Source organism: Streptomyces sp. NPDC014870, from assembly GCF_043081505.1.
In the GTDB taxonomy this organism is placed as follows: Bacteria; Actinomycetota; Actinomycetes; order Streptomycetales; family Streptomycetaceae; genus Streptomyces.
The window spans coordinates 227191-252707 of sequence record NZ_JBIBWQ010000012.1 but is presented as its reverse complement, the minus strand read 5'-3'; the positions used below and the strand labels follow the sequence as shown (position 1 = coordinate 252707).

Here is a 25517-nt window from a genome sequence, read left to right as displayed (position 1 = left end):
CCCACCGAAGAAAAACCGTTCTGACCTGCGGAAACGCTCCTGAGGGGGTGTTTTTGCGTGTGGCGATCGCTGCTCGTCGGTGTGGCGAAACGGGTGCCCCGGTCTGCAGCGTCGGGCTCTAACCGCCTTGACCTGGGGTTTTGGATGGAACGTGAGTGTGAAGTCACGGCGATGATCCCACGTGGATCCCACGGCCCCGCGTGTGACACGCCGCACACCGCGCCGGATTACCGCGCCCCTGTCGACACCCCATCCGCGCTGGTGCTCGGAGGAGCGCGGGGAGGGGCCTGGAACTACCAGCCGCAGAATCTGCGCGTGGCCTGTACATGCGGAGGAAGGCCCGGGCCGCGGTATCGCCGACGGTCAGGAGGCCGTGGTTGCGGAGAACGAGGGCCGGGTGGCCACCGGGCGCGAGGGCGTTCCGGGCATCGCCCAGCGGCGCCACCAAGTCGGACGCGGCCGGGAGATGCGGGAGCGTATCGCTGTTGCCGAACGGACTCCCGGGGTGAAGGGGTGAAGGGGTGAAAGGGGCTGGTCAGGGCCGGCTCGCGGGCACGGTGTCCTTCGCCACCAGGGTGTCGCCGGACCAGCAGAGCCGGTACAGGTCGACCTCGCCCAACAGGTCCCGGCCCGAGCGGTAGAACTCGCACGTCGCGCCGAGGGGCCCGGGCAGGGTACGGGCGTGGTCGGACGGGTAGGGGAAGGCGCGGGCAGGCAGCAGAGAAGCGAGTTCGGCGCGTGGCCGGCCGGTGGCCAGCTCGTCGAACCGGGATGGCGGCAGCACGCTCGTCGTCAGCTGCCAGGCCAGGTAGACCGCGGCGGGCACGAAGAACGCGGCTGCGGCGGCAGGCGCCACGAAAGCGGCGACGGAGCGGCGGCGCGCGGCGCTCCGTACGTGGGCGAGCCGCTTGGCGGACTCCGGTGTGGCGTTGTCCGTGTCCGGGTGGAGAGCACTCTCGGACGCCGACGCGGACCCGGTGTGCCGCCCTCGGGCCCAGGCCGGTGCTCCGGGCGCCTCCACGGGGCCGGGTGCCTCCCTGGGGTTTGGCGCCTTCCCGGGTCCCGGCACCGGTGTCGCAGGGCGGCCGACCGTGGTCTGGTGCGGGAGTACGGCGATGACGCGGAACCCGCCTTCGTACGGCCCCGTTTGCAAGGAGCCGCCGAGGACGGTCACCCGCTCCCGAAGCCCTGTCAGCCCCCGGCGGCCGACGAAGTCCGCCGAGCCGTCGGACGTGCGCGTCGGTCCGCCGGCGGGCGGAGCGGCGTTGACGACACTCACGCGGGTACGGTCGGCCTCGTGTGTGATCCGCACCCGGACCGTACAGCCCGGCGCGTGCTTCACGGCGTTGGTGAGGGCCTCCTGCGCCACCCGGTACATCCCGCGTTCGACCAGGGGGGACAGTTCGGGCACCACCCCGCGCAGCTCCCAGCGCACCGGCACCCCGGAGGCGACCGCCCGTCCGAGAAGGTCCTCGACGGTGTCGTCGACGGGCAGGCCCGCACCCGCTTCCGTTGCGGGCGGGTCGTGCAGGACGGCGACGGTCTCCCGCAGTTGCTCCACGGCGTCCGCGATCGTCCCGCGCAGCTCGGCGAGGTCGGTGCGGTCGCGGTCGGTGAGGTCCGGGGAGAGTTCCAGGGCCCCGGCGCGCAGCGCGACCAGGCTCAGGGCGTGGCCGAGGGAGTCGTGCATGTCGGCCGCGATGTCCGCGCGTTCGGTCAGCCGCGCCCGCTCCGCGACCAGATGCTGCCGCTCCTCCAGGCTCCGGGCCAGCCGCCAGCCCTCCCGCACGAGTTCGCGCCGGCCGCGCCAGTGACGTCCGGCCAGCCAGGGCAGCAGAAGGGCGGCGGGCAGCACGGTCAGCGCGTAGAACCACCACACGGCCTGCGTCCGCAGCACCGCGCACGTCACGAGATCGACCGCGAAGCACGCGGCGAGCACCAGGAGCGGGCGCCCGGCCGCGGCGACCCGGGCACCCAGCAGACAACTCAGGGCGGCCAGGGACAGGACGTGGGCGTTGGCGGGGGTCGCGGAGTCGGCCAGGCCCAGCGCGCACAATCCGTTGACCAGGACGACCCCGGCCCCCGGCCGGCGGCGGGACAGCGGCACGGCCACCGCCAGAACCGCCAACGGGAGGAGCAGGTCCAGGACCAGCGAGGCCGCGCCCGCCTCCCGGAACCCGTAGCCGGTGGCGGCGGCGAGCACGCCCCACAGGGCCACGTCGCCGCGCACAGACCTGGCCAGGGGTATGCGCGTGTGCAGCATGGCGCGTCGACCGTCCCTCCGATGGATGTCCTCACCTGGCCGGATCAATTCTGCGGGACGGACCCGACGCCTGGTCAGGCGTCCCGCCGACGCAGCACGTACAGGCCGGTCAGATGCGCGGCCGCGGCCCACGCCGCCACGACCAGGACCGCCGTCAGCGGCGCGTGCGGGGCCTCGGACCCGACGCGCATGAAGTGGTCCCCGGATCCGTACGGCAGATGGTCGTTGACGTCCGCGAGCGCCGGACCTCCGAGTCCCAGGAGCACGCTCGGCAGGGCCCACAGAAGGGTGAGGAGGAGCGAGAGCGCGCCGGCCGCGTGGCGCGTGGCGAAGGCCACGCCGACGGTCAGCACGGCGACCAACGCCTGGTAGAGACCGACCGCGAGGACCTGCCTGAGGCTCTGGCCCGCGTCGAAGGAGGCCCGTCCGTCGAACGCCACCCAGGCCACCGTCGTGCCCATGACGGCGAACACCGTGCCGGCGACGAACGCCACCACGGCCGCCACCAGGGCCTTGGCCGCCTGGACCCGGTCCCGCCTGGGCACCCACAGCAGGGAGGCCCGCACGCTCCCCGTCGAGTACTCGGAGGTCACCGCGACCGTGGCCAGCACGACGACGGCGAACTGGACGAGGACGGCGGAGGAGGCCGCCGCGTTGCCGACCGGCTGGATGGGATCGTCGTTGATACGGGAGATCGAGGCGTAGTAGTAGGTGAAGACGCCGGTGATCGCGAGGCCCGCAAGGAGGCAGAGGTACGGGGCTCGGACGGACCACAGTTTGGTCCATTCGGAGGCGATCGCCCCGGCGAAGCCACCGGGCGCGCCCCGGCCGGCGGGGCCGGACACGGCCTGGTGCCCAGGGTTCGTCCGCCCGCCGGATGTCGTCGTCGTGGTCACCGTCGTCCCCCTTCGTCCGTCACCGCGGCGGCGCCGGTCGTGTCCGCGGCGCTCCCGCCGACTGTCGCGCCGGTCGCGCCGGTCGTGTACTCGACGCTGCGCGCCGTCAGATCCATGTACGCCTGCTCCAGCGAGACCCGTACGTCGCTCAGCCCGTGCAGCCGGATCCCGCAGTGGTGGGCCAGGTCGCCGATCTCGGCGGCGGTGCGGCCCTCGATGGTGAGTTCGCCGGACGCGGTCGTCTCGACGCTCACCCCGTCGGCCGTCATCAGACGGCGGACCAGTGTCGCCCGCTCCCCGGGGTCGGGTACGACGGCCCGTGCCGACGCGGGAGAGGCGGTGGCGAGGAACTCCGTCATGGAGGTGTCGCTCAGCAGCCGGCCCCGTCCGATGACGACGAGATGGTCGGCCGTCAGCTGCATCTCGCTCATCAGGTGGCTGGAGAGGAACACCGTGCGTCCTTCCGCCGCCCGGTCACGGACGAGTCGTCGGATCCACCGCACGCCGTCCGGGTCGAGACCGTTGACCGGCTCGTCCAGGACGAGCACGGGCGGATCCCCGAGCAGGGCGCCCGCCACCCCGAGCCGCCCGCTCATGCCGAGCGAGTACGTGCCCGCCGCACGGCGCGCCGCCTTCGTCAGGCCCACCGTCTCCAGCACCTCGTCCACGCGGCGTACCGGGATGCCGTTGGCCCGGGCCTGGGCGACGAGGTGGGCGCGGCCGGAACGGGCCGGGTGGACGGCCCGGGCGTCCAGCATCGCGCCGACCGCGCACAGCGGCCGTCGCAGCTCCGCGTAGGGCCGGCCGGCGATCAGGGCCCGCCCTCGGGTGGGGTGGTCCAGGCCCAGGATCATGCGCATCGTGGTGGACTTCCCTGCCCCGTTGGGGCCGAGGAAGCCGGTCACGCGGCCGGCCTGGACGTCGAATGTCAGCTCGTCCACGGCGAGGGTGTCGCCGTAGCGTTTGGTGAGACCTTGGAGGGTGATCACGGAGTTCCTTCATGTCGGTCACGGACAGCGGGCCGCGGAATATGGCACGTGGAAGTGGACGGCGGCGCCCACCGACCGACGACGCGTGGTGGGTCCGACCCGGCGCGGCAGGGCCGGGCCCGGCGTGGCAGCGCCCGGCCCGGGGCTGCCGCCTCGTTTCCCGTACGGAATCGACGCTAGGAGTCCGCGGGGCCGGCGCCCATGGGTCGAACGGCAGCGGACTCATGCCCTTCGTCGGGGGTGTGCCCCGACCCGGGGCGGATCTGCGGGGATCGACGTTCACACGGCACCGCGCCGACCGTAGGCTCGCCGAGTGGAAGCGACGACACCGAGCAGCCGACCGGTCCGGGTCCTGGTGGCCGACGACGAGGCGATGGTCAGGGCGGGTGTGCGGGCCATCCTCGCCAGGGACTCGCACGTCGAGGTGGTCGCCGAGGCGGGCGACGGGCACGAGGCCATCGCGCTCACCCGCCGGTACCGGCCGGACGTGGTCCTGCTGGACATCCGGATGCCCGGAGTGGACGGGCTGACGGCGGCGGCCCGGCTCCACCGGGAGCAGCCGGAGGTCGGCGTGATCATGCTGACGACCTTCGGACAGGACGAGTACGTCACCCGCGCCCTGGAGGACGGTGCCGACGGCTTCCTGTTGAAGGCGGACGACCCGAGGGAACTGCTCAACGGGGTACGGGCCGTGGGAGCCGGCGGGGCCTACCTGTCCCCGCGGGTCGCCGGCCGGGTCATCGCCGGGCTGCGCGCGCATCGGGCGGCGCATCCTCACCGCTCGCTGGACCGGCTCACGGAACGGGAGCGCGAGGTGCTGGCCGGACTCGGGGCCGGGCTGTCCAACGCGGAGATCGCGAACCGGCTGCACCTCGTCGAGGGCACGGTGAAAGCACACGTCAGCGCGGTGCTCGCGAAGCTGGGCGCGCGCAACCGGGTGGAGGCGGCCATCTCCGCGTACGAGGCCGGCCTGGTCCCGCCACGCCCGCACTGACCCGACGTACGAACCCTGGCAGCCCGACCCGATGCGACCCGGGTGTGACGAGGCTGTGACCAGGGCCACAGGGAACGTTCTCCCTGCGTGCCTCCTCCTCAGGGTGTCGGTTTTTCCACCAACACACCGGGGTTCACTCGTGGTTGACATCAGCAGACAACAGGCAGGGCGGGCGCTGGCCGCACTGTTCGCCGTCGACGGCCTCGCCCACCTGTACTGGGCCACCGGCCTCACCTGGCCCGCGCCCGACGAACGGGCGCTGTCCCTCGCCGTCCTCGGCGGGGTCGTGTCCTTCGCGCCGCGCCTGGTGCTCCCGCTGGCCCTGCTCGGACTGACCACCGCCGCCCTCCTGCTCGCCCGCGCCGACGGGCGCGGCGGCCGGCTCGCCGCCGCAGCGGCCTGGACGGTCACCGCCGGGCTGCTGGCACGCGGACTGCTCGGCCTGATCTGGTCGTTCGGCGTCGGCGACGGCGCCGGGCCCGCCTTCCACTGGCTGAACCTGACGCTCTACACCCCACTCTGCCTGGGCTTCGGCTGGCTGGCGGCGACCCGCCTCCTCGGCCCGCTGCCCCGGAAGCTCCTCGCGCTGCCCCTAGCCGTCGTGGCCTTGCTCGCGGGCACCGCGTACGCGTATCAGCCGGCCGAGCAGCGCGGTTACGCCGCCCCGGCGGACTCGCGGTGGGTGGAGACGCCGGTGGCCCGCTTCCACTACGTGCAGCGGGGGTCCGGCGGCTCGCCCGTCGTTCTGCTCTCCCCCGGGGCCTCGTGGACGTTCGCGTGGCGCGAGCAGGTCGCCACCCTGTCCCGTACCCACACGGTGTACGTGGTCGACCTGCCCGGGCAGGGCTTCACGGAGCTCCGCGACCGCTCCCTGACCTGGGACCTGGAGGGCATGACCAAGGCCATCGGCAGCTTCCTGGACGCCACCGGCATCCAGCGGGCCGCGCTCGCCGGGAACTCGTGGAGCGGCGGCTGGGCCCTGGCCTACGCCCAGCGGCACCCGGAGCGGGTGTCCCGGCTGGCCCTGCTCGCCTCCTCCGGGCTGCACGAGCGGGACCCCGCGTTCTGGGAGGCCCTCAAACTGCCCGTCGCCGGCGAGCTGCTGACCGGACTCGGGGCGGGCCGCGGGGCCGCAGAATCGGCCGTACGCGGGCTGTTCGTGAACCAGGACCGGGTCACCGAGGAGATCGTGGACGCGGCCTGGGCGCCCGGCACGCTCGACACCAACCGGCGCGCCACGTACCGGCTGGAGCGCGGCCTGGACTGGCGGGAGACGCAGGCGGCGCTACCGTCCACCCGGCAGCCGGTGCTCGTCCTCTGGGGCCGCCAGGACTCCGTCCTCCCTTCCTGGCAGGCGGACCGCTTCGGCCGGCTGCTCCCGGACGCACGGGTGTCGGTGCTCGACGGGTGCGGGCACGCGCTGACCCTGGACTGCCCGGATCGGGTGAACGCAGCCATGGAAGAGTTCCTGAAGTGACTGACGCGACCAGTGACAGACGGGACAAGGGGGTGGCGCTGGCACGGGCGGCACGGGCCGGCGACACCCTCGCGCTGCACGAACTCCTCGACCACCTCAGCCCGTACATCGCCCGCATCTGCATCCCTATCGCGCTTGCCGACGGCCCGGACGCCACCCAGGAAACCCTGCTGGCCGTGTTCCGGTCACTGCGGTCGCTGAAGGACCCGCAAGCGCTCTACGGGTGGGTGCGGGCCATCGCGGTCCGGGAGGCCGTCCGGATCGCCCAGCGTGCCGCGCGGGCCCGGCCGGCCGAGTTGGCCGATGTGCCGGAGCGTGGGGATCCGCAGCTGGCCGCCGACATCGACGACGTCCTCGCCCGGCTCTCCCCCGAGCATCGGGCCGTGCTCGTACTACGGGACGTGGAGGGGCTGGACGAGGAGGCTGCTGCGGCGGCCCTCCGCATCCCGCCCGGCACCGCCAAGTCCCGGCTGCACCGGGCCCGGATGAGCTTCCGAAAGGCATGGTCCGCATGACACACGATCTCGACACGATCCAGCGGCTGCACGTGATGGCGGCCGGGGTGCGCGGCGCCCGCGTCGCTGAGCACGTCCTCCCCGCGCCCTTCGAGGAGGCGTGGCAGGCCATGTCCGCCCTGGACTTCCTCCCCGACCTGGAGCGGGTCCGGATCCTCCACGCCGACGGCGACCGGCTGGAGGCGCTGGCCCGCAGCAAGTACGGGTTCCGCGCGCACCTGCGAGGTTACCGGCGGCCCGGCTGGTGCTGGCTGCAGAGCCGGTTCCTGATCGCGGGCATGGCAGCCGCCCCGACCCCGGACGGCACCGCCACCCGCATCGCCCTGACCGGCGGCGTCCGCATCCCCACCCGCGCGGCGGTGCTCCCCTTCGGCACCCTGGGTGAACTCGACCACGCGGCCCGCCGCCTGGGCGCGCGGCTCGACCGCCCGCGTCCAACCGGCCGAAGCGAGAGGTGACTTCGACTGATGAATGGCTTCCGGAGGTCGCCGGGCCGGATGACGCGGCATGATGCACGCTGACCGCACGACCATCGATAACGGCCAGGGGACTCCCACGGTCGAGTTGGTCGTACCTCGGGATGCCGCGAACCGGTGTTCTCGTTGGCCGATACACCGCAAGGGCAGAGACTGGTGAAGCTGCGTCAGGCCGCAGTGCCCGGACCCCAGCGGTCGAGAACGGCGTACGCCGGCATCCACCGGGCGGTGCACGCGGCGTACTCGGGAGCGGGCAGTCGGGCGAGGAGCCTCCTCGTCATCGGTTCCTCGGCACCGTCCAGCAGCCACGGCAACAGAAGCGGTGCGTCCTGGTCAATGTGATGGGCATGGACCCGGCCGAAGCGGCCCCACTGCTCGACTGTGAGCACCCGCTGGATCAGGGGGAGGGCCGTTTGCTCCTCGTGGTTGAGGTGCCCGGCCAGACCGCGGGTCAGCGCGTCGGCAAGTTGGCAAAACCGCAGCGAGTCCGAATCGGGGTCGGCCAGCGCATCGTCGATGGCCTGGATCACCAGGGCGATGGCGGCGCGTTCGGCCGGCGTCACTTCCACGAGGGCCAGGTCCTTCGGCCGGCCGGCCAGATTCTTCCGCAGCGATGGCCACAGAGCGTCGTCTTCCGCCGTGTGGTGGGCGTGAAGGGCCTTCTTGAGCAGCGTCCATCCGGCAGCGGTGGCCAGGACATGCCGGGGGTCACGGTCCGCGGAGGTGGCAATCCGGTCCAGATGGGCCAGTTCCCGGCGCAGGGCATCATGCATCGCGTACATCACGGTCAGATTGGTCTTGTAGGCGAGTTCCGGGAACGTCTGCTGCTCAGTTACGAGAACGGCTGGTGCCGTGGAAGTTCGATGCCGCTGAGTTTCGAGAACGCCTGGGTACTTGCTTCCGGAACAGGGATGCGCTCTGCGTGACGAGGTCGGAGGCGGTGCCGGGGCTCGGCCCTGAGTTGCATGCCTGCCCCCCAAACGGGGGAGAAGGTGAGGACCGGCGGTGGATGCGGTGCCGTAAGCGGTGGGGTGAGCATGGCGGTGAAGGAACTCCGGTGAAAGGAAGACCGAGATGAGCCCGAACCACCCCCAGACCGTCGTCGATGTACCCCGCGGCATCAAGTGGGCGGCGTACGCCATCCCTTTGTGCGCTCTGCCATCGGGGCTGTGGCGCATCGCGCTCGTCGTCGGCTGGCCCGACTGGTACGCCGGGCACGACTGGTTGCCAGGGGAGCGGCTGTACGTGCTCTCGCTCTCGTTGGTCGCGGAGTGCTTGGCTCTGCTCACCCTGGGACTCGTACAGCCCTGGGGGGAACGGCTGCCTACCTGGATTCCGTTCGCCGGCGGCCGTGTGCTGCCGGTCCGCGCCGTCGTCGTCCCAGCCGGCATCGGTGCCTTCCTGGCTACCAGCCTCGCCGCGTACGCCACCCTGAACTACGTGTTCCGTTTCGTTCCCCCGCTGAACGACACCGGTGAGGCTTTTCCGACCAGCGGCCCGGGGGCGTGGGCCCTGTGGGCCTGCTACATCCCGATCCTTGCCTGGGGACCGTTGTTGGCGGTGGTAACACGGGCCTACTACCTGCGCCGGACCCAGGGTGAGGCTCTTGCAGAGGTCACCCCCTGCCCGGGCGTGACCCCACAGATCGCGTCGCCCTGAAGGCCGCAGCCCGACGCTGCGTTCCGAGAAGTCGCCGACATCTGAGGAGCTCGCAACTGGTTGGTGCTCTCCATACTCAGCGACAAGCGTTCCCCGTTCTGACCTACGTAGCCAGTCAGATCGATGGCGTCGCTCATGTGCGGTTCCAGCGCGTGCCGACGGGCTTACCGACCACAACGTTGACGTGTTTGAAGACGAGACACGTCGATATCGGGACGAAGGCGTTGCCGGGGTACGTCATCCTCGCGACCGCATGAATATGGGCTTCATCGTGCGTGGCGGCATGCTTCAAACGATCGTGGAACTCGCACGTATGATCAAGGAAGACTTCCAAGTGGTTCGATAACCGCTGGATTATACGGAAGGCCGGGGGCCGGTGGAGCTGCGGGACATCGAGATCTTCCTGGTACTGGCGGAGGAGCTGCATTTCGGTCGGGCCGCACAGCGGCTGCACGTCTCCCAGGCGCGCGTCAGCCAGGCCATAAAGAAGCAGGAACGGCGCATCGGTGCCGACCTCTTCACCCGTACCAGCCGCGTGGTGGGCCTGACCGAGGTCGGCCGACAGTTCCGCGACGATCTGCAACCCGTATACGCGGGCCTGCACGAATCCCTAGAGCGCGCCCGGCTGGCGGCCCGTGGCATCACCGCACAGCTCCGTGTCAGCCTGATGCCCTTCAACGTCGTCGATCTGTACCCCTACTGGAAGGCGTTCCGCGCGCGGTACCCGCAATGGGGACTCGAGATCCGGCAGGTAACTTTCACCGATGTGTTCGGCCAGCTCCGTAGCGGTGCCATGGACGTCGTTGTCATCTGGCTCCCCGTGGAAGAACCGGACTTCACCGTCGGGCCGACCCTGTGCACCGACTCCCGGATCCTCGCCGTGGCAGCCGACCACCGGCTCGCGGGACGGGACTCCGTGCCACTGGAGCTTTTCGCCGACTTCCCTCATGGCACTGCCCTCGGCCTGCCCGACTATTGGGAGGACAGTTACCTGCCCTTCCAAACCCCACGAGGCCGTACGATCGAGCGCATCACGTCCGCTGCCGCGGATACTGGTGATGAGCTGATCAATCGCGTCGGCATGGGCGAGATCATCCACGCCTTCCCCGGTCATGTCACCAGGTATTGGGGCATGTCGAACATCCGATGGCTTCCCGTCCCCGATATGACGACCATGAACTTCGCTCTGGTCTGGCGGACCGAAGCCGAGAACGACCTCATCCGCGCTCTGGCTGACACGGTACGAGATCTCGGCGTGTACCGGTTCTGACACCTGCCGGTTCCCTCGCTCGTCGGCCGCGATGTGCCGAGCAGCTGCACTGCAGCACAGAAACTGAGCCAGAGCCCGAGTCTTGGCGACGTCCGCTGCTGGGCTGCGTGAGGGCGCGGTTCGAGGACGCACCTGCGGCGTCAGCCGCCCCGCCGGGGCACCGGAACCGTGAACGGACTCGGTGGCCCTGGGCGGCCTGGCGGGCGCCGGCGCGAAGCGAGGAGTCAGGACCGCTCGGGGTTGGCCTCTGCCGGCGCCGGCGAGGGATTCGGAGCTCGCGGTGGGCCTCCCCCATCCGCGACACCGGCTTCGCGGCTCTACAGGGAGTCCAGGTCCACGGCATCCGCCATCGCCTGGTACCCGGCGTCGTTGGGGTGGAGGCCGTCCCCGCTGGCGTACGCGGGGAGGAGCTGCCCGGGGTTCAGCGGGTCGGCGAGGACGCGGTCGAAGTCCACGACGGCGTCGTAGGCGCCGCTGGTGCGGATCCACTGGTTGAGCGCGGCGCGGGTCTCGGCGGGAGTCCCGCTCTCCAGGCCCTTGCCGGGCGGGAGCGTCCCGCCGACGACGGTGATCCCTCGGGCGCGGGCCGCGCGGATCAGCGCGCGGTGGCCCTCGATCAACTCGGCCGCCGTCACACGCCGGTTCGTGGTGGTGCAGGGGTTCGCAGCGGTCTCGCCCATGAGGATGTCGTTGGTGCCCTCCAGGACTATGACCGTGCCCACTCGGACCTGGTTGAGGACATCGTGCCGAAAGCGGGTGGTGGCCTTCTCTCCGAAGCACGCGGAGTCGCTCAGCACTCGGTTGCCGCCGATGCCCGCGTTGAGGACCGGACGCTGCCGTCCTTCGGCCGACAGCCGCCGGGAGAGCTGGTCGGGATAGCGTTTGTCGGCTCCGGGGGTCGAGGCTGCCCCGTCGGTGAGGGAATCACCGAAGGCGACGACCGCGTCCCGCCGCACTCCCGCCGGATTCCCGGCCACGTCCACGCCTTCAAGGAAGTACCAGGACGAGCTCTCCTGCGCGAACGCGTTCGCGTTCGCATCCGCGCGGTGGTCGCCATCGGCCCGGTACGCGGTCTCCATCGCCACGTTGTGGAAGGTCGCCGGACCCGACGGACCCTTGAAGAACAGGGTGATGGCGAGCCGGTCACCCGCCTTCACCGGCAGCCGGACCGGGTCGCTGGCCGGCCGCTCCCCGGGCCGGATCGAAGGGGAGACGGATCCGCGGAAGGTCAGCGTGCGGATGGTCTCGGGCCGGACTGCGGCGCCCCCGGCAGATACTCCGACGGTGGCGCCGGCCAACTGGAGCGGGGTCGTACCGAAGGCGTGGGACAGGCGTACGCGCAGGTGGGAGCCGTCCGCGCCGACACGTACGGTCTGTCGCACGGTCTGGTCGTCGAAGCCCGCCTCCGCCCAGGTCGGGTACCAGCTCTGGGAGGGGCGTTGCACGGACGTGGCCCAGCCGGCGGTCCAGCGGTGTGCTCCCGAGGGGGCAGTGGCCGTGTGCGCGGGGGCTGTGGCGGCGATCAGGAGGGTCGCCAAGGCGGCGGCAGTCAGGGGCAGTCGGGGAAGGCGCATCGTGGGACTCTTTCGGATGTGGATGACCGGTTGGGACGGGGCAGGGAACGGTGGCCGGGCCGGTGGGACGTGGGGCGTTCAGACGCCGCGCGTTCGGCGAGGCGGTTCTCCCGTGTCCGATGCTCCGTATCGGCTCGGTTCGAGCGGTGTCGCCCGGGTATCAGGCCGTGAGTCCCAGAGCGAGGGTGGCCGTGACCGGAGCCAGGTAGAGCAGGGGGAACGCGACGGTCTTGTACGAGCGGGCCCGCAGGACGGTCACGACCGCGCCGAGGAAGTAGAGCACCAGGCCGACTGCGGCCAGCACTCCGATCACGGGTACCGCGAGCCCGATCAGCAGGCCGGCCGCGCCGGCGAGCTTGGCCACCCCGAGCCGAGTCCACCAGGACCGGGGCACCCCGTACTGGGCGAGGGGTTCCACGACGAACTGGGCTCTGCGCAGCAGGGAGAGGCCGGAGAAGCCGACCCAGGCGGCGGTCAGGACGCTGACGATCACGGTGGCGGACATGCGGGTACTCCAAAGGTGTTCGGTGGGGGCGAGGGGTGTGCGAGGGGTCGGGCCGAGACCGGCGTGTTCCACTGGTCGAGCGCCGTGTAGGCGGGCTGCCGGTACTGCTCGTACGCGCGTCCTTCGGGCGTGGGCAGGTGTGCGAGCAGCGCCGTGGTAGTCCACGGGTCGGCTCCGTCGAGGAGCCAGGACAGGATCTCGGCCGCGCCTGCTTCGATCCGCTGAGCGTGCACCTGGTCGAAGCGAGTCCACTGGTCGGGTGCGAGGGCCTCCTGGGCCAGGAGGAGGGCGGCCGCCTTTCGTGGTGGAGGTGTCCACCCAGGCCTGTCACCAGGGAGTCGACGAGGTCGCCGGTCAGGTCCGGTCAGCGGACTGTCGCATCGTCGACAGCGCGGACAAGCGGGTCGAGGGCGGCATGCTCGGCTTCCATCGCCTCAAGCAGGGGCGAGGCCACCAGGCCGCGTCCGCGAGGGCATTGCGCAGGACCGGCCGCAACGCTTCGTCGTCGGTAGAGTCGTGGGCGTACAGCGCGTACTTCGGCAGGACCCAGCCCTGTGACCGGGTGCGGGCGTTGCAAGGATCGCGGCCGGGTCGGCCGGCGGCTCGTGCGAGACGCCGCGGTTCCCGCCGGAGCGCGTCGTGCATCGCGTACATCGTCGTCAGGCCGAGGATAGCCGTGTCGTGCATCGTTCCCTCCTGGATCGTCCCGCCAGGGTGTCTTCCGGCGGCTTCCAGGCTCACGCAGACCGCTCGTCCCGATCAAGATCGGATCGCTTATGGTCGGATCACCTCCGGGTTATCTCACCGGCCACGAGAGACGAACGGCGGCGTGAGGCACGGAGGAAATACGCGACGTCGAGATCTTCATGACCTTGACCGAGCAACTGCACTTCGGGCGCCTCATCCCGGCTGCACGTGTCCCAGGCCCGGGTCAGTCAGCCTTCAAGGAGCAGGAACACCGAATAGGCCGCTCCCTGTTCGATCGCTCCACCCGCCGCACCATACGCTCGGGGAATGAGCACCGACACCGACATGCTTCCCCGTGACCCCGCCCAGCGTGCGCGAGACGTGCGGGCGAGGCTCGTGTCCGACATGGATCTGTGGGTCGCGTCCGCCGACGCCGACGGGCGGCCGTACCTCGTGCCGCTCTCGTTCCTCTGGAACGGGGACGCCGTCTGGGTCGTCACACGGCTCTCCAACCCCACCGGCCGCAACCTCGCTGCCGGCGGCCTGACCCGGCTCGCCTTCGGTACCACCCGGGACGTCGTTCTCGTCGACGGCGAAGCGGTCGCCTACACCCAGGACGACGTCCCGGCCCCGGTGGCCGAGGGTTTCCGTGACAAGACCGGCTGGGACGCCCGCGCCGCCGGGCCCGCCTACCGCTGGTTCCGGATCCGGCCAGCGACTGTCGAGGCGTGGCACGAGTACCCCGAGTTCCCGGACCGTCGTCTGATGACCGACGGCGTCTGGGTGGGCGGGGCGGCGGAGGACGTCCGTCAGCGGTAGTCGTCTGGGGTCCTGTCTCCACGTCCTGCTGCCGGGGCGCCGGCCCGGCGGCTGTCACCCTGCGATGTGGGGTCACCGTGGTCAACGCCGAGCCGGACTTCGTCCAGTGGCTGCGGCTCCACCAGCTCGCGGCCGGGCAGGAGATCGCGGCGCCGTCGCTTGCCGAGGTCTTCGCGGGCACGGGCATCGACCTGCGCGTCACCCGTGTCACCGTCGTCGACCCCCGGGCGGCGGACCGTGGCGCTGGAGGACGGTCACGGTGGCGTCGAGCTCGGTTACGAACGCTTGTCCACTTGCTCAGCAGCCACGGCATCGACCACGGCGTCCCCGGCGTGGCCGAGTACGCCTTCGACGTGAGCGCCCGTCCCTCCGCGCTGCGGCTGCGTGAGCTACGCGTGATCACCCAGGACCCGGCCGTCGTCGACTTGGGCGTGCCCGGCGATGGAAGAGGTGCGGCCTCCGGGGCCTCACCGGGGGGCACCTCGACCTGGCCGGCACCTCACCCGCGCGGAGGTGTGTGAGCCCCTCGCAGGAGCGGGTACCGGCTACCGAGCCGTATGCCGTCCTACCCCTGCCCTTCACGGAGTGTGGAGGGCTATGTCCGGGCTTGGGCGAGCCGGGTCTTCAGCTCCTCCCACGTCAGGTTCACCGGCGCGTGCGTGTCGCGGGCCGTGGCCGTGTCCTTGTAGCCGCTGGACGTGGCCACGCAGACGACGGGGCCGTCCTCGTCGGCCGGGCCGTGGGTGCGCAGGCCCGCGAGGCCGGCCGCCGCGGACACCTCGCACCACAGGCCCTGCGCCGCCAACTCGGCCTGTGCCTGGGCCATCTGGTCGTCGGTCACGGTACGGGCCTCGCCTCCCGTCTCACGCAGGGCGACGACGCCGCGGTAGCCGCTGATCTCGCAGTCGATGGCGTATGCGGCGGTCGGCCCGACCGGGACCCGTGCCGTGTCGGCGCCCGTGCGCATCGCCTGGGTGAGGGCGCCCGCGGCGGCCGGCTCGGTCGCGTACATGCGTGGGACGGAGTCGGTGACGCCGAGCCTGGCCAGTTCCAAGAAGCCTTTGGCGACGCCGTACAGCAACTCGCCGTATCCGGTGGGGAGGTGGACGGCTGCCGGGGCGCGGCCGAGCTCGACGGCGATCTCGTACGCGATCGTCTTGTACCCCTCGGGTCCGAAGGGGTGGCCGGTGTGCGCGGTGTCGGTGACGCTGCTGACCGGCTGGTATCCGAGCTCGTCCACGATCCGCCGCATCAGCGGCCGTACGGAGTCGTAGGGGACGGTCAGCACGGTCGCCCCGTAGGCGCGCAGGTGGGACGCGACGGCCGGTGGTGCGTAGGGGGAGGTGAAGACGGTGCAGGGGAGTCCCGCGCGGGCCGCGTAGGCGGCGGCCGACGCGCCGTGGTTGCCCGAGGACGACACGACGATGCCGCGTGCGCCGGACGCCGCGGCGGCGCTCACCGCCAGCCGGTTCAGCCGGTCCTTGTGGCTCCAGGTCGGGTTGCGGGACTCGTCCTTGATCCAGACTCCGTCGGCGAGCCGTACGAGTGGTGTGTTTCCCTCGCCGAGCCCGGGTGCGGCGAGCGGGGGGAGAAGCGGGGCCCAGCGTTCCAGGCCATGGGCGGCGGGGCGGGTGAAGAGGTCGTCGGGGACGCGGTCGTAGTCGTAGTCGATGTCCAGCGGGTACGCAACGGAGTCGGTGGACGTGGCGGGGTCGCCGGCCGTGAGCGGCGGCCACAGGGGGTGTCGCACGGCGGGGTCGCGGAGGGAACGCTGGCCGGAAGCGAGGGAGTTCACAGGATCATTCTCCTCCGGAGCGCGGCAAGGGTGCCAGCGATCGGCCGGGCACCGGGCGGCGCGTTGGACAAGCGCGGGTCCCCGGCAGCATGACCCGGCGCCCGAGGAGCGTGCCGCCCGCGGTCGAGGGCGCTGTCCGAGGCGTCGGTGGCGGGCGAGCCTGAGGCAGCCGAGCGCCAACTGACCGCGATGCGATGCCTGTGTGCCCTGCTCTGGCCGGATTGGACTGCCTCGCCGACGGCGAGCCCCGCCGCCCATGCAGAGGGACGACCTCCGTCGGTCGATCCCGCACGGCAACCGCGATCGCGTGGGAGGCCCTTCCGTCGAACGCCACCCAGGCCACCGTCGTGCCCATGACGGCGAACACCGTGCCGGCGACGAACGCCACCACGGCCGCCACCAGGGCCTTGGCCGCCTGGACCCGGTCCCGCCTGGGCACCCACAGCAGGGAGGCCCGCACGCTCCCCGTCGAGTACTCGGAGGTCACCGCGACCGTGGCCAGCACGACGACGGCGAACTGGACGAGGACGGCGGAGGAGGCCGCCGCGTTGCCGACCGGCTGGATGGGATCGTCGTTGATACGGGAGATCGAGGCGTAGTAGTACGTGAAGATACCCCCGACGAAGCCACCGGGCGCGCCCCGGCCGACGGGGTCGGACACCGCCCGGCCCCCAGGTCCGTCCGCCCGCCGGATGCCGTGGCCGTGATCACTGTCGTCCCCCTTCGTTTCGGCACGGCGGCCGTTGAGTTCCCGGCTTCAAGGCCCCGCAGGGCTACCGCGTGGAGAAAGCCACCGTCGATGGCTGTGTCCTGACCAGATGCGAGCCCGGCGCCAACTGAACGCTGGCGGCGGCTTGTTGATGTCCTTCGGGTGCTTGGTACCGTTTTCGGGTCCGTACGACGGCGTATGGACCCGAGCCCGGCATCCGGCAAAGGGGAACGACCGATGGCGAACGCGCACGAGGGCGGCGGGGTACGGGGGGCAGCGGCGGTGGCCGCGACGGGGCTGGCCGTGGCCGGAGCCCTCCACCTGGTGTGGTTGAAGAGCCCGTGGCCGCTGCGGTCCTACGAGGACCTGGCCGACGCGGTGGTCGGGGTCGAGGCGACGGAGATGCCGGGCCGGCCCGCCACGGCGGCCGTGGCCGGGCTGCTCGGCGCGGCCGGCTGGCTGGTCACCGCCGCGGCCCGGCCCGAGAGCCGGCCTGGCCGCTCCCGGGTGGTGCGGGCGGGGGTGTGGACCGTGACCGGGGTGATGGCCGCGCGGGGCCTGGGGGGCCTCGCCGCCTCCGGGCTCCAGCTGCGCGCGGCCACCCCCCGGTTCCGCCACTGGGACCTGCGGGTGTACTCCCCGGTCTGCCTGGCCCTTGGCGGGCTCACCGGGTACGTGGCGGGCCGGACGCGCGCCGGCGGCTGAGCCGGCCGGTCTTGGGCGCCGCCCTGATATGTGACGGCTCAGGACTTGCTTGACGCTCCGTTCTCATGACTCTCTTGACGCGGTTCGCGTGGCTGACCGCTCGGCCATGCCTAGAACCGGGTGACGGGCTTGTCGCTGGTGCGGGGGTAGGACGCCAGTTCCACGGCATCGTGGACGCCGCGGAAGCGGGTGTTGGGTGTCCTCCACGATGACGTCTACGGTCTTGCCACGGTGCGGATCGTCAATGAGTAGTGATTGACGGGCCACCATCACACGACCGGTCTTGTTGACCAGTCGCTGCACGGTCAGTGGTCCGGCCGGGCCTCCGGGTGGCAGAGGGCCAGCGGCAGCCCGGACGCCCTTGAGTCGCGGGAGCCTGCCGACTGGGATGGGCAGGGGGCAGATCCTGGGCGACCACAGCGATCGGCGGTACCTCCAGCCCCGCGCACGCCGGCACAATCCGTGCGCGCAGGGCCAGAGCCTGGGCCGACGTCGCCCGTCGCGTCCACCGCTCCAACGCCGCCCGCTCATGAACGGACAACAGCAACGGCTCCAGCTCCGGGCCCCGACGAGGAACAGACACACCAGCAGCAACAAGTAACGATCAACTACTGGCGCAGCCAGGGCCTGTCGTTTAACTGATCGTTTCAGAATGAGGTTCGCAGGCGGCGGAAGCATATGAGGCTGCAGGCCAGTTCGAGCAGCCCCTGGTGGAGATCGGCGCGTCGTTCGTATACCTACAACACACGTAGGGCCTGGTCGACGTCGCGCTCACGCCTGGCGAGCGCATGCAGCACGGCTTGGTCGCCGTGCCGGTCCCGGGCGGCGGCAACGAGCACGTCCACCGCGACGGCGAGCGCAGCATCGGGCACTCGGCATGGCGCGTCGACACTGAGCGCGAGGTCATCGAGGTGAACCGCCAGTTCGACGCAACGGGTCTGCAGGTATCCGTCGAGCAACATCTCCTCTCCCGGCCGGTGAAGGACAGCCACCCGCCGATCGGCCGACTCCATGCCCAGCCGCTGCGTCAGCCGCACCCACGCTGCCCGGGCCTGCTCAGCCACGACTGCGGGGCCGGCTGCGGCAGTTTCCTCGCTGCGGGCACGCACTCCGACGTTCAGCGCAGAGTCCGGCAACGACGTATCGGCGAGCCGCGCGTAGTACCGAACCGGTGACACCGGTTCTGCGCCGGCTGCCTGACCGTCGAGGAACCACTCGACCTGGAGGACGCTACGCGCAAGGTGGCCGGCCAGCCCACCCACTGACATCCCGGGGAGCACGGATTCGGTCTCCCAGCGTCGGGCTACCTGCTCTGTGGCCAGCAGGTGCACCGCCTTCTCGGCAGCCTGCAGGTAGGTCTTCCGGATCTCATCAGTCATTCGGGCATCGTCGCAATCTCATCATCACAACCGCTGACAGGTCCACGTTGTGGATCGACCCGCCGCCTTGGCCGCCTGGACAGCTCGCCCATGTGGGGAGTGTGGTGGCACGGGAGCGGGCCGGGCCCCATCGGCCTGCATCGAAGGTCTACGGGGTTCCCCCCGGGGACCACGGGTCTGTCTCAGGCCGCGGTCCCTTGGTGGGCTTGGTGGGTCCTGGTGGCGGACAGGTCCGCCGCTCGCCGGACCGAATCAGCGGAGGCGGCCAGCAGCGGCAGCCGGACGGCCGGGCTGGGAATACGGCCCTGGGCGTGCAACACCCCCTTGATCACGGTCGGGTTCGGCTCGGCGAAGAGCGCGGCGGAGAGCCGGGCCAGCTCCGTTCCCAGCCTGCGGGCCGGTCCGGTGGCGTCGCGCTGCCACAGCGAGATCAGCTCGGCGAAGTCAGCGGTGCGGACATTGGCCGACGCCAGGATGCCGCCGCGGGCGCCCGCCGCGAGCAGCGGCGAGATGACGGCGTCATCGCCGCCGAGCACCGCGAAGCCCGGTGCCGACGAGCCGAGCAGTTCCATCGCGGCCGCGTCGATCGCTCCGGTCGCGTACTTGACCCCGACGACCTCCGGTAGGTGCCCGAGCGCGTTCAGGGTGCTGGTGCTGAGGGGCTGACCGGTGCGGTACGGGATGTCATAGACGACCAGCGGCAGGCCTCCGTGTTCGGCGAGTGCCGTGAAGTGCGCCAGGGTTCCCGCCTCGCCGGGCCGGGTGTAGGGCGGCGTGGGAACCAGCGCCGCGGCGACGCCACCGCTCTCAGCGAGCTCCCGCAGTGTCGTGATGGCGGCGGCGGTGTCGTTGGTGCCGACGCCGACGATCAGCGGAGCTCCGTGTGCCCGGCAGGCGGCCGAGCAGATGCGGACCACCGCCCGCTTCTCCTCGGTGGTCAGCGTGGCCGCCTCCGCGGTGGTGCCCAGGGCAACGAGTCCGCGAGCTCCGCCGACCGCCAGCGCCTCGTCGGCGAGGCAGGCGAGCGCGTCCGGGGCGAGGCGCAGGTCGTCGGTGAACGGAGTCACCAAGGGGACAAACAGGCCGGTGAGGTTCTCTTCGGGCTTCATGGGCCCAGCCTGACCGACACCAACCCAGTAGATCCAGTTCATATTTCTTCGCTTATGCGTAAGCTCATCTTATGCTCGATGTCCGACGTCTCCACCTGCTGCGCGAACTGGACCGACGCGGCACCATTGCGGCCGTCGCCGAGGCGCTGACCTTCACCGCCTCGGCCGTCTCCCAGCAGCTGAGCGTGCTTGAGCGCGAGGCGGGCGTACCCCTGCTGGAACGAAGTGGCAGACGGGTGGTACTCACCCCCGCGGGCCGCACCCTCGTCACCCATGCCGATGCCGTCCTCGAACGCCTCGAACTGGCCGTCTCCGAGCTGGCCGGGGCACGCGAGGGCATCGGCGGGCCGCTGCGGATCGGGACGTTTCCCTCTGGCGGCCCCGCGATCGTGCCCGCCACGCTGGCCGAATTGGCCCAGCGGCATCCCGCGCTGGAGCCGATGGTGCAGGAGATCGACTCGGCGCGGGTCTCCGACGGCCTACGCGCCGGCGAACTCGACGTGGCCCTCGTCCACGACTACGACTTCGTGCCCGCGTCCCCGGACACCACGGTCGACCAGGTGCCCCTGTTGGAGGAGCCGATGTACCTGGCCACCGGCGGCGCACCCGCCACCGGTCTCGTCGCCTGCGGCGAAACGCTGGCGGAGCTGCTCGGACCGTGGGCCACGTCCCCATGGATCACGGCCCGGGACGGCACGACCGGTCACGCGATGGCCGTGCGCGCCTGTCAGGCAGCCGGATTCCAGCCGCGCATCCGCCATCAGGTCAACGACTTCCGTACGGTCCTGGCACTGGCCGCCATCGGCCAAGGCGCCGGATTCGTACCGGAGATGGCCACCGCACACGCCCCCGAGGACGTGGTCCTGACCCGGCTGCCCCTCTTCCGCCGCTCGAAGGTCGCCTTCCGCGCGGGCGGCGGCACCCACCCGGCGATCGCAGCATTCGTGGCGGCGGCGCGAACAGCGGTGGGTGCCACGGGCCGTGCCTCCTTACTGATCGCTTCAGTGAGTTGAGTCGCGGGTCTTGTGCTCGGCGATCTTGGTCGGCAGGGTGTCCGGAGTGCGTGCTGATCTTGTTCCTGACGACCTGTGGGAGCGGGTGGCCCCGCTGCTGCCGCCCGCTGCCGAACGGTGCCGCCGCTACCCCGGTCGGCTGCCTGTTCCCGACCGGGCAGCACTCGCCGGCGTCATGTACGTGCTGCGGACCGGTGTCGCGTGGCGCGATGTCCCCGCAGGGACCGTGGGCTGCTCCGGAGTGACGGCCTGGCGTCGGCTGCGGGACTGGACCGGGGCCGGCGTCTGGCCACGCCTGCACGCCGCCCTGCTGGCCGAGCTTCGGCGCGCCGACCTGCTGGACCTGGACGACTGCTCCGTGGACGGGTCGCACGTCCGGGCTCTCAAAGGGGGGATCACGTCGGTCCCTCGCCCGTCGACCGCGCCCGTTCCGGCTCCAAGCACCACCTGATCGTGGATCGCCACGGAACCCCGCTCGCCGTGATGCTGACCGGCGGGAACCGGCATGACGTCACCCAGCTCCTGCCGCTGCTGGACGCCGTTCCGCCGATTCGGGGTCGGCGGGGACGTCCCCGCCGCAAGCCCCGCCGTCTGTACGCGGACCGGGGCTACGACTTCGACAAGTACCGCCGCCTGCTGCGGAAACGCGGCATCAAGCCGTTGATCGCACGACGCGGCGTCGCCCACGGGTCCGGACTGGGCAAGGTGCGCTGGGTGGTCGAGCGTGCCTTCGCCTGGCTGCACCAGTTCAAACGGCTCCGTACCCGATACGAACGACGCGCCGGTCTCCACCAGGGCCTGCTCGAACTGGCCTGCAGTCTCATCTGCCTCCGCCGCCTGCGAACCTCATTCTGAAACGATCAGTAAGTCAGGCCGGGATGCGGGTCCCTGCGCCGCTGACCCTGATCCGCTGGTCGCCCGCCCGCAGTTCCACAGTCAGGACGCCGGGGCGTCCCATGTCTTCCCCTTGGTGGAGAGTGAGGACCGTCGCCTCGGGCACGAGTCCGAGCTCACGGGCGTACGCGCCGAAGGCGGCGGCCGCCGCCCCGGTCGCCGGGTCCTCGACCACACCGCCCACCGGGAACGGGGCGCGGACGTGGAAGACGTCCGCAGATGCACGCCAGACCAACTCCAGCGTCACCAGGTCGAGCCGGTGCATCAGGGCCTCCAGGCGGGCGAAGTCGTAAGCCAGGTCGGCCAGGCGCTCTCGGCTCGCGGCGGCAACGACCAGATGGCGGGCGCCCGCGAAGGCGATGCGGGGAGGCAGGGCGGGATCGAGGTCGCCGGCCGGCCAGTCGAGCGCGGCGAGTGCCTCTGTCAGGTCATCGGCCGCGATCTCCTCCACGTGCGGCTCGACGCTCGTGAGAGTGGCCCGCAGCACCCCGCCCTCGCGTGTCACGGTGACCGGCACGGTCCCGGCCTGCGTGTGGAATACCAGGTCGCCGGGGCCGATGCGCTCGCCGAGGGCCACGGCCGTCGCGACGGTCGCGTGACCGCAGAAGGGCACTTCGGCCTTGGGACTGAAATAGCGGATGGTGTACGCGCGCCCGCCGTCTGACGCGCCGGAGCCCGCTTCCCCGGACGGCGCCGTCAGGAACGCGCTCTCGCTGTAGCCGACTTCGGCGGCGATCGCCAGCATCTCCTCGCCGCTGAGGCCGGTGGTGTCGAGAACGACTCCGGCGGGATTGCCTCCCTCGGGATCGTCGGAGAAGGCGGTGTAACGCAGGACGTCGGGGGTTTCCCGTATGGAGCTCATGCCGGGGCAACGGCGGGGACCCCCGGTTGGTTCCCCAGAGTTGGACGGTCGACTCGTAGCGGACAGCGAGCTTCTCGTACCTGGTCGCGACGCCTCTCGCCTTCTCCAGAAGGCTGATCCGGCACTCGACTCTATGTCTGTGCTTGTACACTTCGCGGTCGAATCCGGTTGGACGGCCGAAGGAACCAGGCCGGACCCGGTGTCCGGGCCTGGTCCCGCTTCTCCGAGAAGGTGTGCGTGATCCCGCGTTTTGTGCAGGTAGGAGCGGACCCGGCGGGAGGAGTACGCCCGGTCGGCAAGTACAAGTTCCGGTCGGGTGCAGGGGCGTCCACAGCCGATCCGGGGGACGGATCCGGTTCATCGCCTGTTCGAAGATCGGTGCGTCGCCCCGCTGGCCGGCGACCATGTGCCGGCTGGGAACGCGACGGCCGGTAGCCAGCGTGGTCGATGATCGTAAGGAGAGGTCCTTCAGGCCATCGCATCGTCTGTTGGGCGGGGCCGTCGACGGCTCCTGCGGTCAGCTGCCCGGCGGCGGGTACGAGGACGTCCTCACCGCCGACGTGAGGACGCCCGAGGCCACAGACTCAACGCTACGCAGCGTGACTGCGTGGAGTGGGTGAACGTGGGTCAGGGCGTGGGGAGCCCGTGGCTGCCTGGGCAGCGATTCGGGGATGCCGATGGGTAGCGTTCTCCTCAGCGTCTCGGGTGCGACGTGGGCGCCAGGACACAGGGGAAGTGGTGTGGCGAACGCCTAACGGTTCCCGATCGTGCGGGATCGAGAGAGATGCAGCCGGATGGAAACGGATGGAAATGTCCGGCCCTTTTACATCGTCGCAGGTGAGGCGCGTCACTGATTTGGGTTCGAGTCCCACCCGCCCCACCGTAGAAAAACGTTCTGACCTGCGGAAACGCCCCTGAGGGGGTGTTTCCGCGTGTGGTGATCGCCTCGCGTCGGTGTGGCGAAACGGGCGTCTCTGGTCTGTGTCGCCGGGCCTGAACCATCTTGACCTGGGGTTTTGGATGGAACTTGAGTGTGGAGCCGCGACGATGATCCCACGGGGATCCCACGGCTCCCGCGTGTGACACGCCGCACTCGGGTCGAATATCCGCTTTCTGTCTGTCCGCTGGGCCAAGTTCCGCCGGCAGGCGTCGGGGGCTGTCCTTCCTTCTGTGTTGAGGTTGACGGGTAGATCATTTCCGCAGTGCCCGTGCCCGGGAAGGCGAGTTCCGCCGATGTCGGCGACGGAGGCGATGTCTCAGTCGGCCTAGGCGTCACCGATGATCATGCGGGCTTCCTTGGTGGAGGCCCCGGTGCAGTCGATGAAGTCCGCGGCTGGTCGCTCGTGGTGGGGGACGGGTCGGACGGCTTGTCTCTCGTGGCATCCCCGCGGTGTTTCGCCGGGGTCTCGAACCCGATGCCGTTCCGTGAAGAGAGCTGGGGCGCATCGCTGCAGTTCGGTGACCCCCAGGGGGATCCCTGCGGTTCAAATCAGACTTGAGTCTCGACTCAAGCTGCATTAGAGTTGCTACGTGAAGCGAAGAGACCTCATGAAACGGCTGAAGCAGATCGCAGCTGAGAAGGAGGTTGACTTCACGGGGCCGGAAGGTAGCGGACGCGGTCGGCACGAGACATACAGGATCGGCGCCGTCAAAGTCCATGTCCCCCGGCACTCCGAGATCGCGGAGGGCACCGCCGCATCGATCATCCGGACGGCGGAGGGGGCGTGAGTCCCCTCGGCCGTCCGGGCCAACCGTCTCCACATCATCGAGCTGAGCGGAAAAAGGGGCGCACTGAATGACCACGTACAAGGCAACAGCAGAGCGTCAGGGACGCTTCTGGGTCGTGACCATCGACGGCCTTCCAAATGGAGAGCAGAACGTCACGCAGGGCCTGACCTGGACCGAGGCGCACGAGAACGCAAGAGATCTGGTCAGCCTCGTTCTGGACATCGAGGACGATCCGGTCGTCTACACCGTCGACCTGACCCCGGCCGACCCTGCGATGTTCGAGGTCGTGCGGGAGGCTGAAGAGGCCGACGCTGCCGTACGGGAGGCGGAGACCCGCCGCCGCGCCGCAATGACACGAGCAGCAAAGACACTCGTCGGCCTCGGGCTGACACAGGCCGAGGCCGGTCGCATGCTCGGTGTCACACACCAGCGGATTGCACAGCTCGCGCCCAAGGCGCCGAACAAGGGCACCAAGAAGAAGACCGTTGCCGCCTGACAGGCAGGACGTGAGAGCTGCCCGACGGCTCCGCTTCGACTTCGCCCACTTTGCCCCCCTCACCACAGAGCAGCTCACTGCCATCGAGCGACGTAACCACCAGAACCGCGGCGCTGCAAGATGTGATCCTTATCCAAGAGGAAGCCAGGTGGATTCATCAGCCCTATCGCGGCGGTCGCGTGGGGTGAGGGGAGTTACCCATGTCGCAGGGATGGAAGATCACGGTCATCGTGCTGGCGGCGGCCGGAGTCGTCTCCACACCGCTGATCTGGCTGCTGAACAGTCCCGACGCGGGACAGCTGACGGGAGCCTCCATCCAGGCCGCCGTAGGCATTGCAGCCTTGGTCTGGGCGCTGTTCCAATCCGGAGGTAGCCACACGGATGACACCGCGGTGGGTACCGGACAAGTCCGGGCAAGTGCTGGGGGTACAGCTGTTTCGGGTGTGAGGCGACCGAAGGGACGGGGCAGTGGGTCCGCGAAGGCGGAAAGTACGGGGAATGCCACCGCCACCGGCAATGACAGCAGCGCCATCAGTGGTATCGACTACAGCTGATAGGCCAGCTGGGCCGCAGAAAGAGGGAACGGTCGCGTGACCACTGGGGGTAAGCGCGCAGAGGACCCGATCGGAGCCGCAGAGGCGCACGTGGTGGTCACCGATACGGGGAACGCCACGGCTGCGGCCGGCGCCATGGCGGTGACCGG

24 protein-coding genes and 3 pseudogenes are annotated in these 25517 nt (G+C 70.7%); 15 read left to right on the top strand and 12 right to left on the bottom strand.

The genetic code is table 11. From position 1 onward, the window contains the following. Positions 1–322: 322 nt before the first annotated feature. From ACF09C_RS31260 to ACF09C_RS31245, 4 genes and pseudogenes are all read right to left on the bottom strand, one after another. Positions 323–412, bottom strand: a pseudogene (locus tag ACF09C_RS31260) (class II aldolase/adducin family protein); the annotation flags it as partial. A gap of 123 nt (positions 413–535) precedes the next feature. Then, the gene (locus ACF09C_RS31255) at positions 536–2263 is read right to left on the bottom strand and encodes a sensor histidine kinase (protein ID WP_392096373.1); all 1728 of its coding nucleotides are present in this window, start codon (positions 2261–2263) and stop codon (positions 536–538) included. Between the two features lie 74 nt (positions 2264–2337). Continuing rightward, positions 2338–3159: an ABC transporter permease gene (locus tag ACF09C_RS31250; RefSeq protein ID WP_392096371.1), complete on the bottom strand. Its 822-nt coding sequence runs from the start codon at positions 3157–3159 to the stop codon at positions 2338–2340. After that, entirely contained in the window at positions 3156–4148 is a 993-nt protein-coding gene (locus ACF09C_RS31245; protein WP_392096370.1) for an ABC transporter ATP-binding protein, read from the bottom strand. Before ACF09C_RS31245 ends, ACF09C_RS31250 begins: the two co-directional genes overlap by 4 nt. Positions 4149–4461: 313 nt before the next feature. Here ACF09C_RS31245 and ACF09C_RS31240 point away from each other — a divergent pair, with 313 nt between their 5' ends. From ACF09C_RS31240 to ACF09C_RS31225, 4 genes are all read left to right on the top strand, one after another. Further along, complete coding sequence (locus tag ACF09C_RS31240; protein ID WP_392096368.1) at positions 4462–5142, top strand: response regulator; 681 nt, start codon at positions 4462–4464, stop codon at positions 5140–5142. 139 nt (positions 5143–5281) lie between these two features. Continuing rightward, the gene (locus ACF09C_RS31235; protein ID WP_392096366.1) at positions 5282–6619 is read left to right on the top strand and encodes an alpha/beta fold hydrolase; all 1338 of its coding nucleotides are present in this window, start codon (positions 5282–5284) and stop codon (positions 6617–6619) included. Continuing rightward, the gene (locus tag ACF09C_RS31230; protein WP_392096364.1) at positions 6616–7134 is read left to right on the top strand and encodes an RNA polymerase sigma factor; all 519 of its coding nucleotides are present in this window, start codon (positions 6616–6618) and stop codon (positions 7132–7134) included. The genes ACF09C_RS31235 and ACF09C_RS31230 overlap by 4 nt, the downstream gene beginning before the upstream one ends. After that, positions 7131–7592, top strand: a complete 462-nt coding sequence (locus ACF09C_RS31225; RefSeq protein ID WP_392096363.1) for a hypothetical protein — start codon at positions 7131–7133, stop codon at positions 7590–7592. Before ACF09C_RS31230 ends, ACF09C_RS31225 begins: the two co-directional genes overlap by 4 nt. Before the next feature lie 185 nt (positions 7593–7777). Here ACF09C_RS31225 and ACF09C_RS31220 read toward each other — a convergent pair whose 3' ends face one another. Continuing rightward, complete coding sequence (locus ACF09C_RS31220) at positions 7778–8392, bottom strand: hemerythrin domain-containing protein (RefSeq protein ID WP_392096361.1); 615 nt, start codon at positions 8390–8392, stop codon at positions 7778–7780. 292 nt (positions 8393–8684) lie between these two features. Between ACF09C_RS31220 and ACF09C_RS31215 the strand changes: the two genes are divergently transcribed. Further along, positions 8685–9269, top strand: coding sequence for a hypothetical protein (locus ACF09C_RS31215; RefSeq protein ID WP_392096360.1), 585 nt, complete (start codon positions 8685–8687; stop codon positions 9267–9269). A 376-nt stretch (positions 9270–9645) separates the two neighbouring features. Next, positions 9646–10539: a LysR family transcriptional regulator gene (locus ACF09C_RS31210; RefSeq protein WP_392096358.1), complete on the top strand. Its 894-nt coding sequence runs from the start codon at positions 9646–9648 to the stop codon at positions 10537–10539. A 317-nt stretch (positions 10540–10856) separates the two neighbouring features. Here the strand turns inward: ACF09C_RS31210 and ACF09C_RS31205 are convergent, their stop codons facing one another. Together ACF09C_RS31205 and ACF09C_RS31200 are read right to left on the bottom strand one after the other, a co-directional pair. Then, positions 10857–12113, bottom strand: coding sequence for an SGNH/GDSL hydrolase family protein (locus ACF09C_RS31205; RefSeq protein WP_392096357.1), 1257 nt, complete (start codon positions 12111–12113; stop codon positions 10857–10859). A 160-nt stretch (positions 12114–12273) separates the two neighbouring features. Further along, a complete protein-coding gene (locus ACF09C_RS31200; RefSeq protein ID WP_392096355.1) occupies positions 12274–12618 on the bottom strand; it encodes a DoxX family protein in 345 nt (114 codons plus the stop codon). Between the two features lie 1014 nt (positions 12619–13632). Here ACF09C_RS31200 and ACF09C_RS31195 point away from each other — a divergent pair. Together ACF09C_RS31195 and ACF09C_RS31190 are read left to right on the top strand one after the other, a co-directional pair. Beyond that, on the top strand, positions 13633–14124 hold the full coding sequence (locus ACF09C_RS31195; protein WP_392096353.1) for a pyridoxamine 5'-phosphate oxidase family protein: 492 nt from the start codon (positions 13633–13635) through the stop codon (positions 14122–14124). Between the two features lie 12 nt (positions 14125–14136). Beyond that, a pseudogene (locus ACF09C_RS31190) lies at positions 14137–14513 on the top strand (oxidoreductase); the annotation flags it as partial. 206 nt (positions 14514–14719) lie between these two features. On the opposite strand, the gene ACF09C_RS31185 reads toward ACF09C_RS31190, so the two are convergent. Next, positions 14720–15919 (bottom strand): pyridoxal-phosphate dependent enzyme, encoded by a 1200-nt coding sequence (locus ACF09C_RS31185; RefSeq protein WP_392096352.1) that lies wholly within the window; start codon positions 15917–15919, stop codon positions 14720–14722. 353 nt (positions 15920–16272) lie between these two features. On the opposite strand from ACF09C_RS31185, the gene ACF09C_RS31180 reads away from it, so the two are divergent. After that, a complete protein-coding gene (locus tag ACF09C_RS31180) occupies positions 16273–16518 on the top strand; it encodes a hypothetical protein (RefSeq protein WP_392096350.1) in 246 nt (81 codons plus the stop codon). A gap of 347 nt (positions 16519–16865) precedes the next feature. Beyond that, the gene (locus ACF09C_RS31175) at positions 16866–17333 is read left to right on the top strand and encodes a DUF3995 domain-containing protein (protein WP_392096349.1); all 468 of its coding nucleotides are present in this window, start codon (positions 16866–16868) and stop codon (positions 17331–17333) included. Positions 17334–17980: 647 nt separating this feature from the next. Here ACF09C_RS31175 and ACF09C_RS31170 read toward each other — a convergent pair. The 3 genes and pseudogenes from ACF09C_RS31170 to dapA all read right to left on the bottom strand — a co-directional run. Continuing rightward, positions 17981–18067 (bottom strand): annotated as a pseudogene (locus ACF09C_RS31170) (IS5/IS1182 family transposase); the annotation flags it as partial. A gap of 3 nt (positions 18068–18070) precedes the next feature. Beyond that, a complete protein-coding gene (locus ACF09C_RS31165) occupies positions 18071–18712 on the bottom strand; it encodes a maleylpyruvate isomerase N-terminal domain-containing protein (protein WP_392096347.1) in 642 nt (213 codons plus the stop codon). 182 nt (positions 18713–18894) lie between these two features. Further along, positions 18895–19821: a 4-hydroxy-tetrahydrodipicolinate synthase gene (dapA, locus tag ACF09C_RS31160; RefSeq protein WP_392096345.1), complete on the bottom strand. Its 927-nt coding sequence runs from the start codon at positions 19819–19821 to the stop codon at positions 18895–18897. 71 nt (positions 19822–19892) lie between these two features. On the opposite strand from dapA, the gene ACF09C_RS31155 reads away from it, so the two are divergent. Together ACF09C_RS31155 and ACF09C_RS31150 are read left to right on the top strand one after the other, a co-directional pair. Further along, positions 19893–20834 (top strand): LysR family transcriptional regulator, encoded by a 942-nt coding sequence (locus ACF09C_RS31155; protein ID WP_392096343.1) that lies wholly within the window; start codon positions 19893–19895, stop codon positions 20832–20834. Positions 20835–20880: 46 nt separating this feature from the next. Next, a protein-coding gene (locus ACF09C_RS31150; protein ID WP_392096342.1) for an IS5 family transposase occupies positions 20881–21689 on the top strand; the annotation gives its coding sequence in 2 pieces (ribosomal slippage) (positions 20881–21220 and positions 21220–21689; 810 coding nt in all). Between the two features lie 13 nt (positions 21690–21702). On the opposite strand, the gene ACF09C_RS31145 is transcribed toward ACF09C_RS31150, so the two are convergent. Beyond that, on the bottom strand, positions 21703–22590 hold the full coding sequence (locus ACF09C_RS31145) for a PhzF family phenazine biosynthesis protein (RefSeq protein ID WP_392096340.1): 888 nt from the start codon (positions 22588–22590) through the stop codon (positions 21703–21705). 1530 nt (positions 22591–24120) lie between these two features. On the opposite strand from ACF09C_RS31145, the gene ACF09C_RS31140 reads away from it, so the two are divergent. The 3 genes from ACF09C_RS31140 (at position 24121) to ACF09C_RS31130 (ending at position 25368) form a co-directional block, all read left to right on the top strand. After that, the gene (locus ACF09C_RS31140) at positions 24121–24318 is read left to right on the top strand and encodes a hypothetical protein (RefSeq protein ID WP_037923936.1); all 198 of its coding nucleotides are present in this window, start codon (positions 24121–24123) and stop codon (positions 24316–24318) included. A gap of 67 nt (positions 24319–24385) precedes the next feature. After that, positions 24386–24814, top strand: a complete 429-nt coding sequence (locus ACF09C_RS31135) for a type II toxin-antitoxin system HicB family antitoxin (RefSeq protein ID WP_392096338.1) — start codon at positions 24386–24388, stop codon at positions 24812–24814. A 200-nt stretch (positions 24815–25014) separates the two neighbouring features. Further along, entirely contained in the window at positions 25015–25368 is a 354-nt protein-coding gene (locus tag ACF09C_RS31130) for a hypothetical protein (protein ID WP_392096337.1), read from the top strand. The last annotated feature ends 149 nt before the right edge of the window (positions 25369–25517 follow it).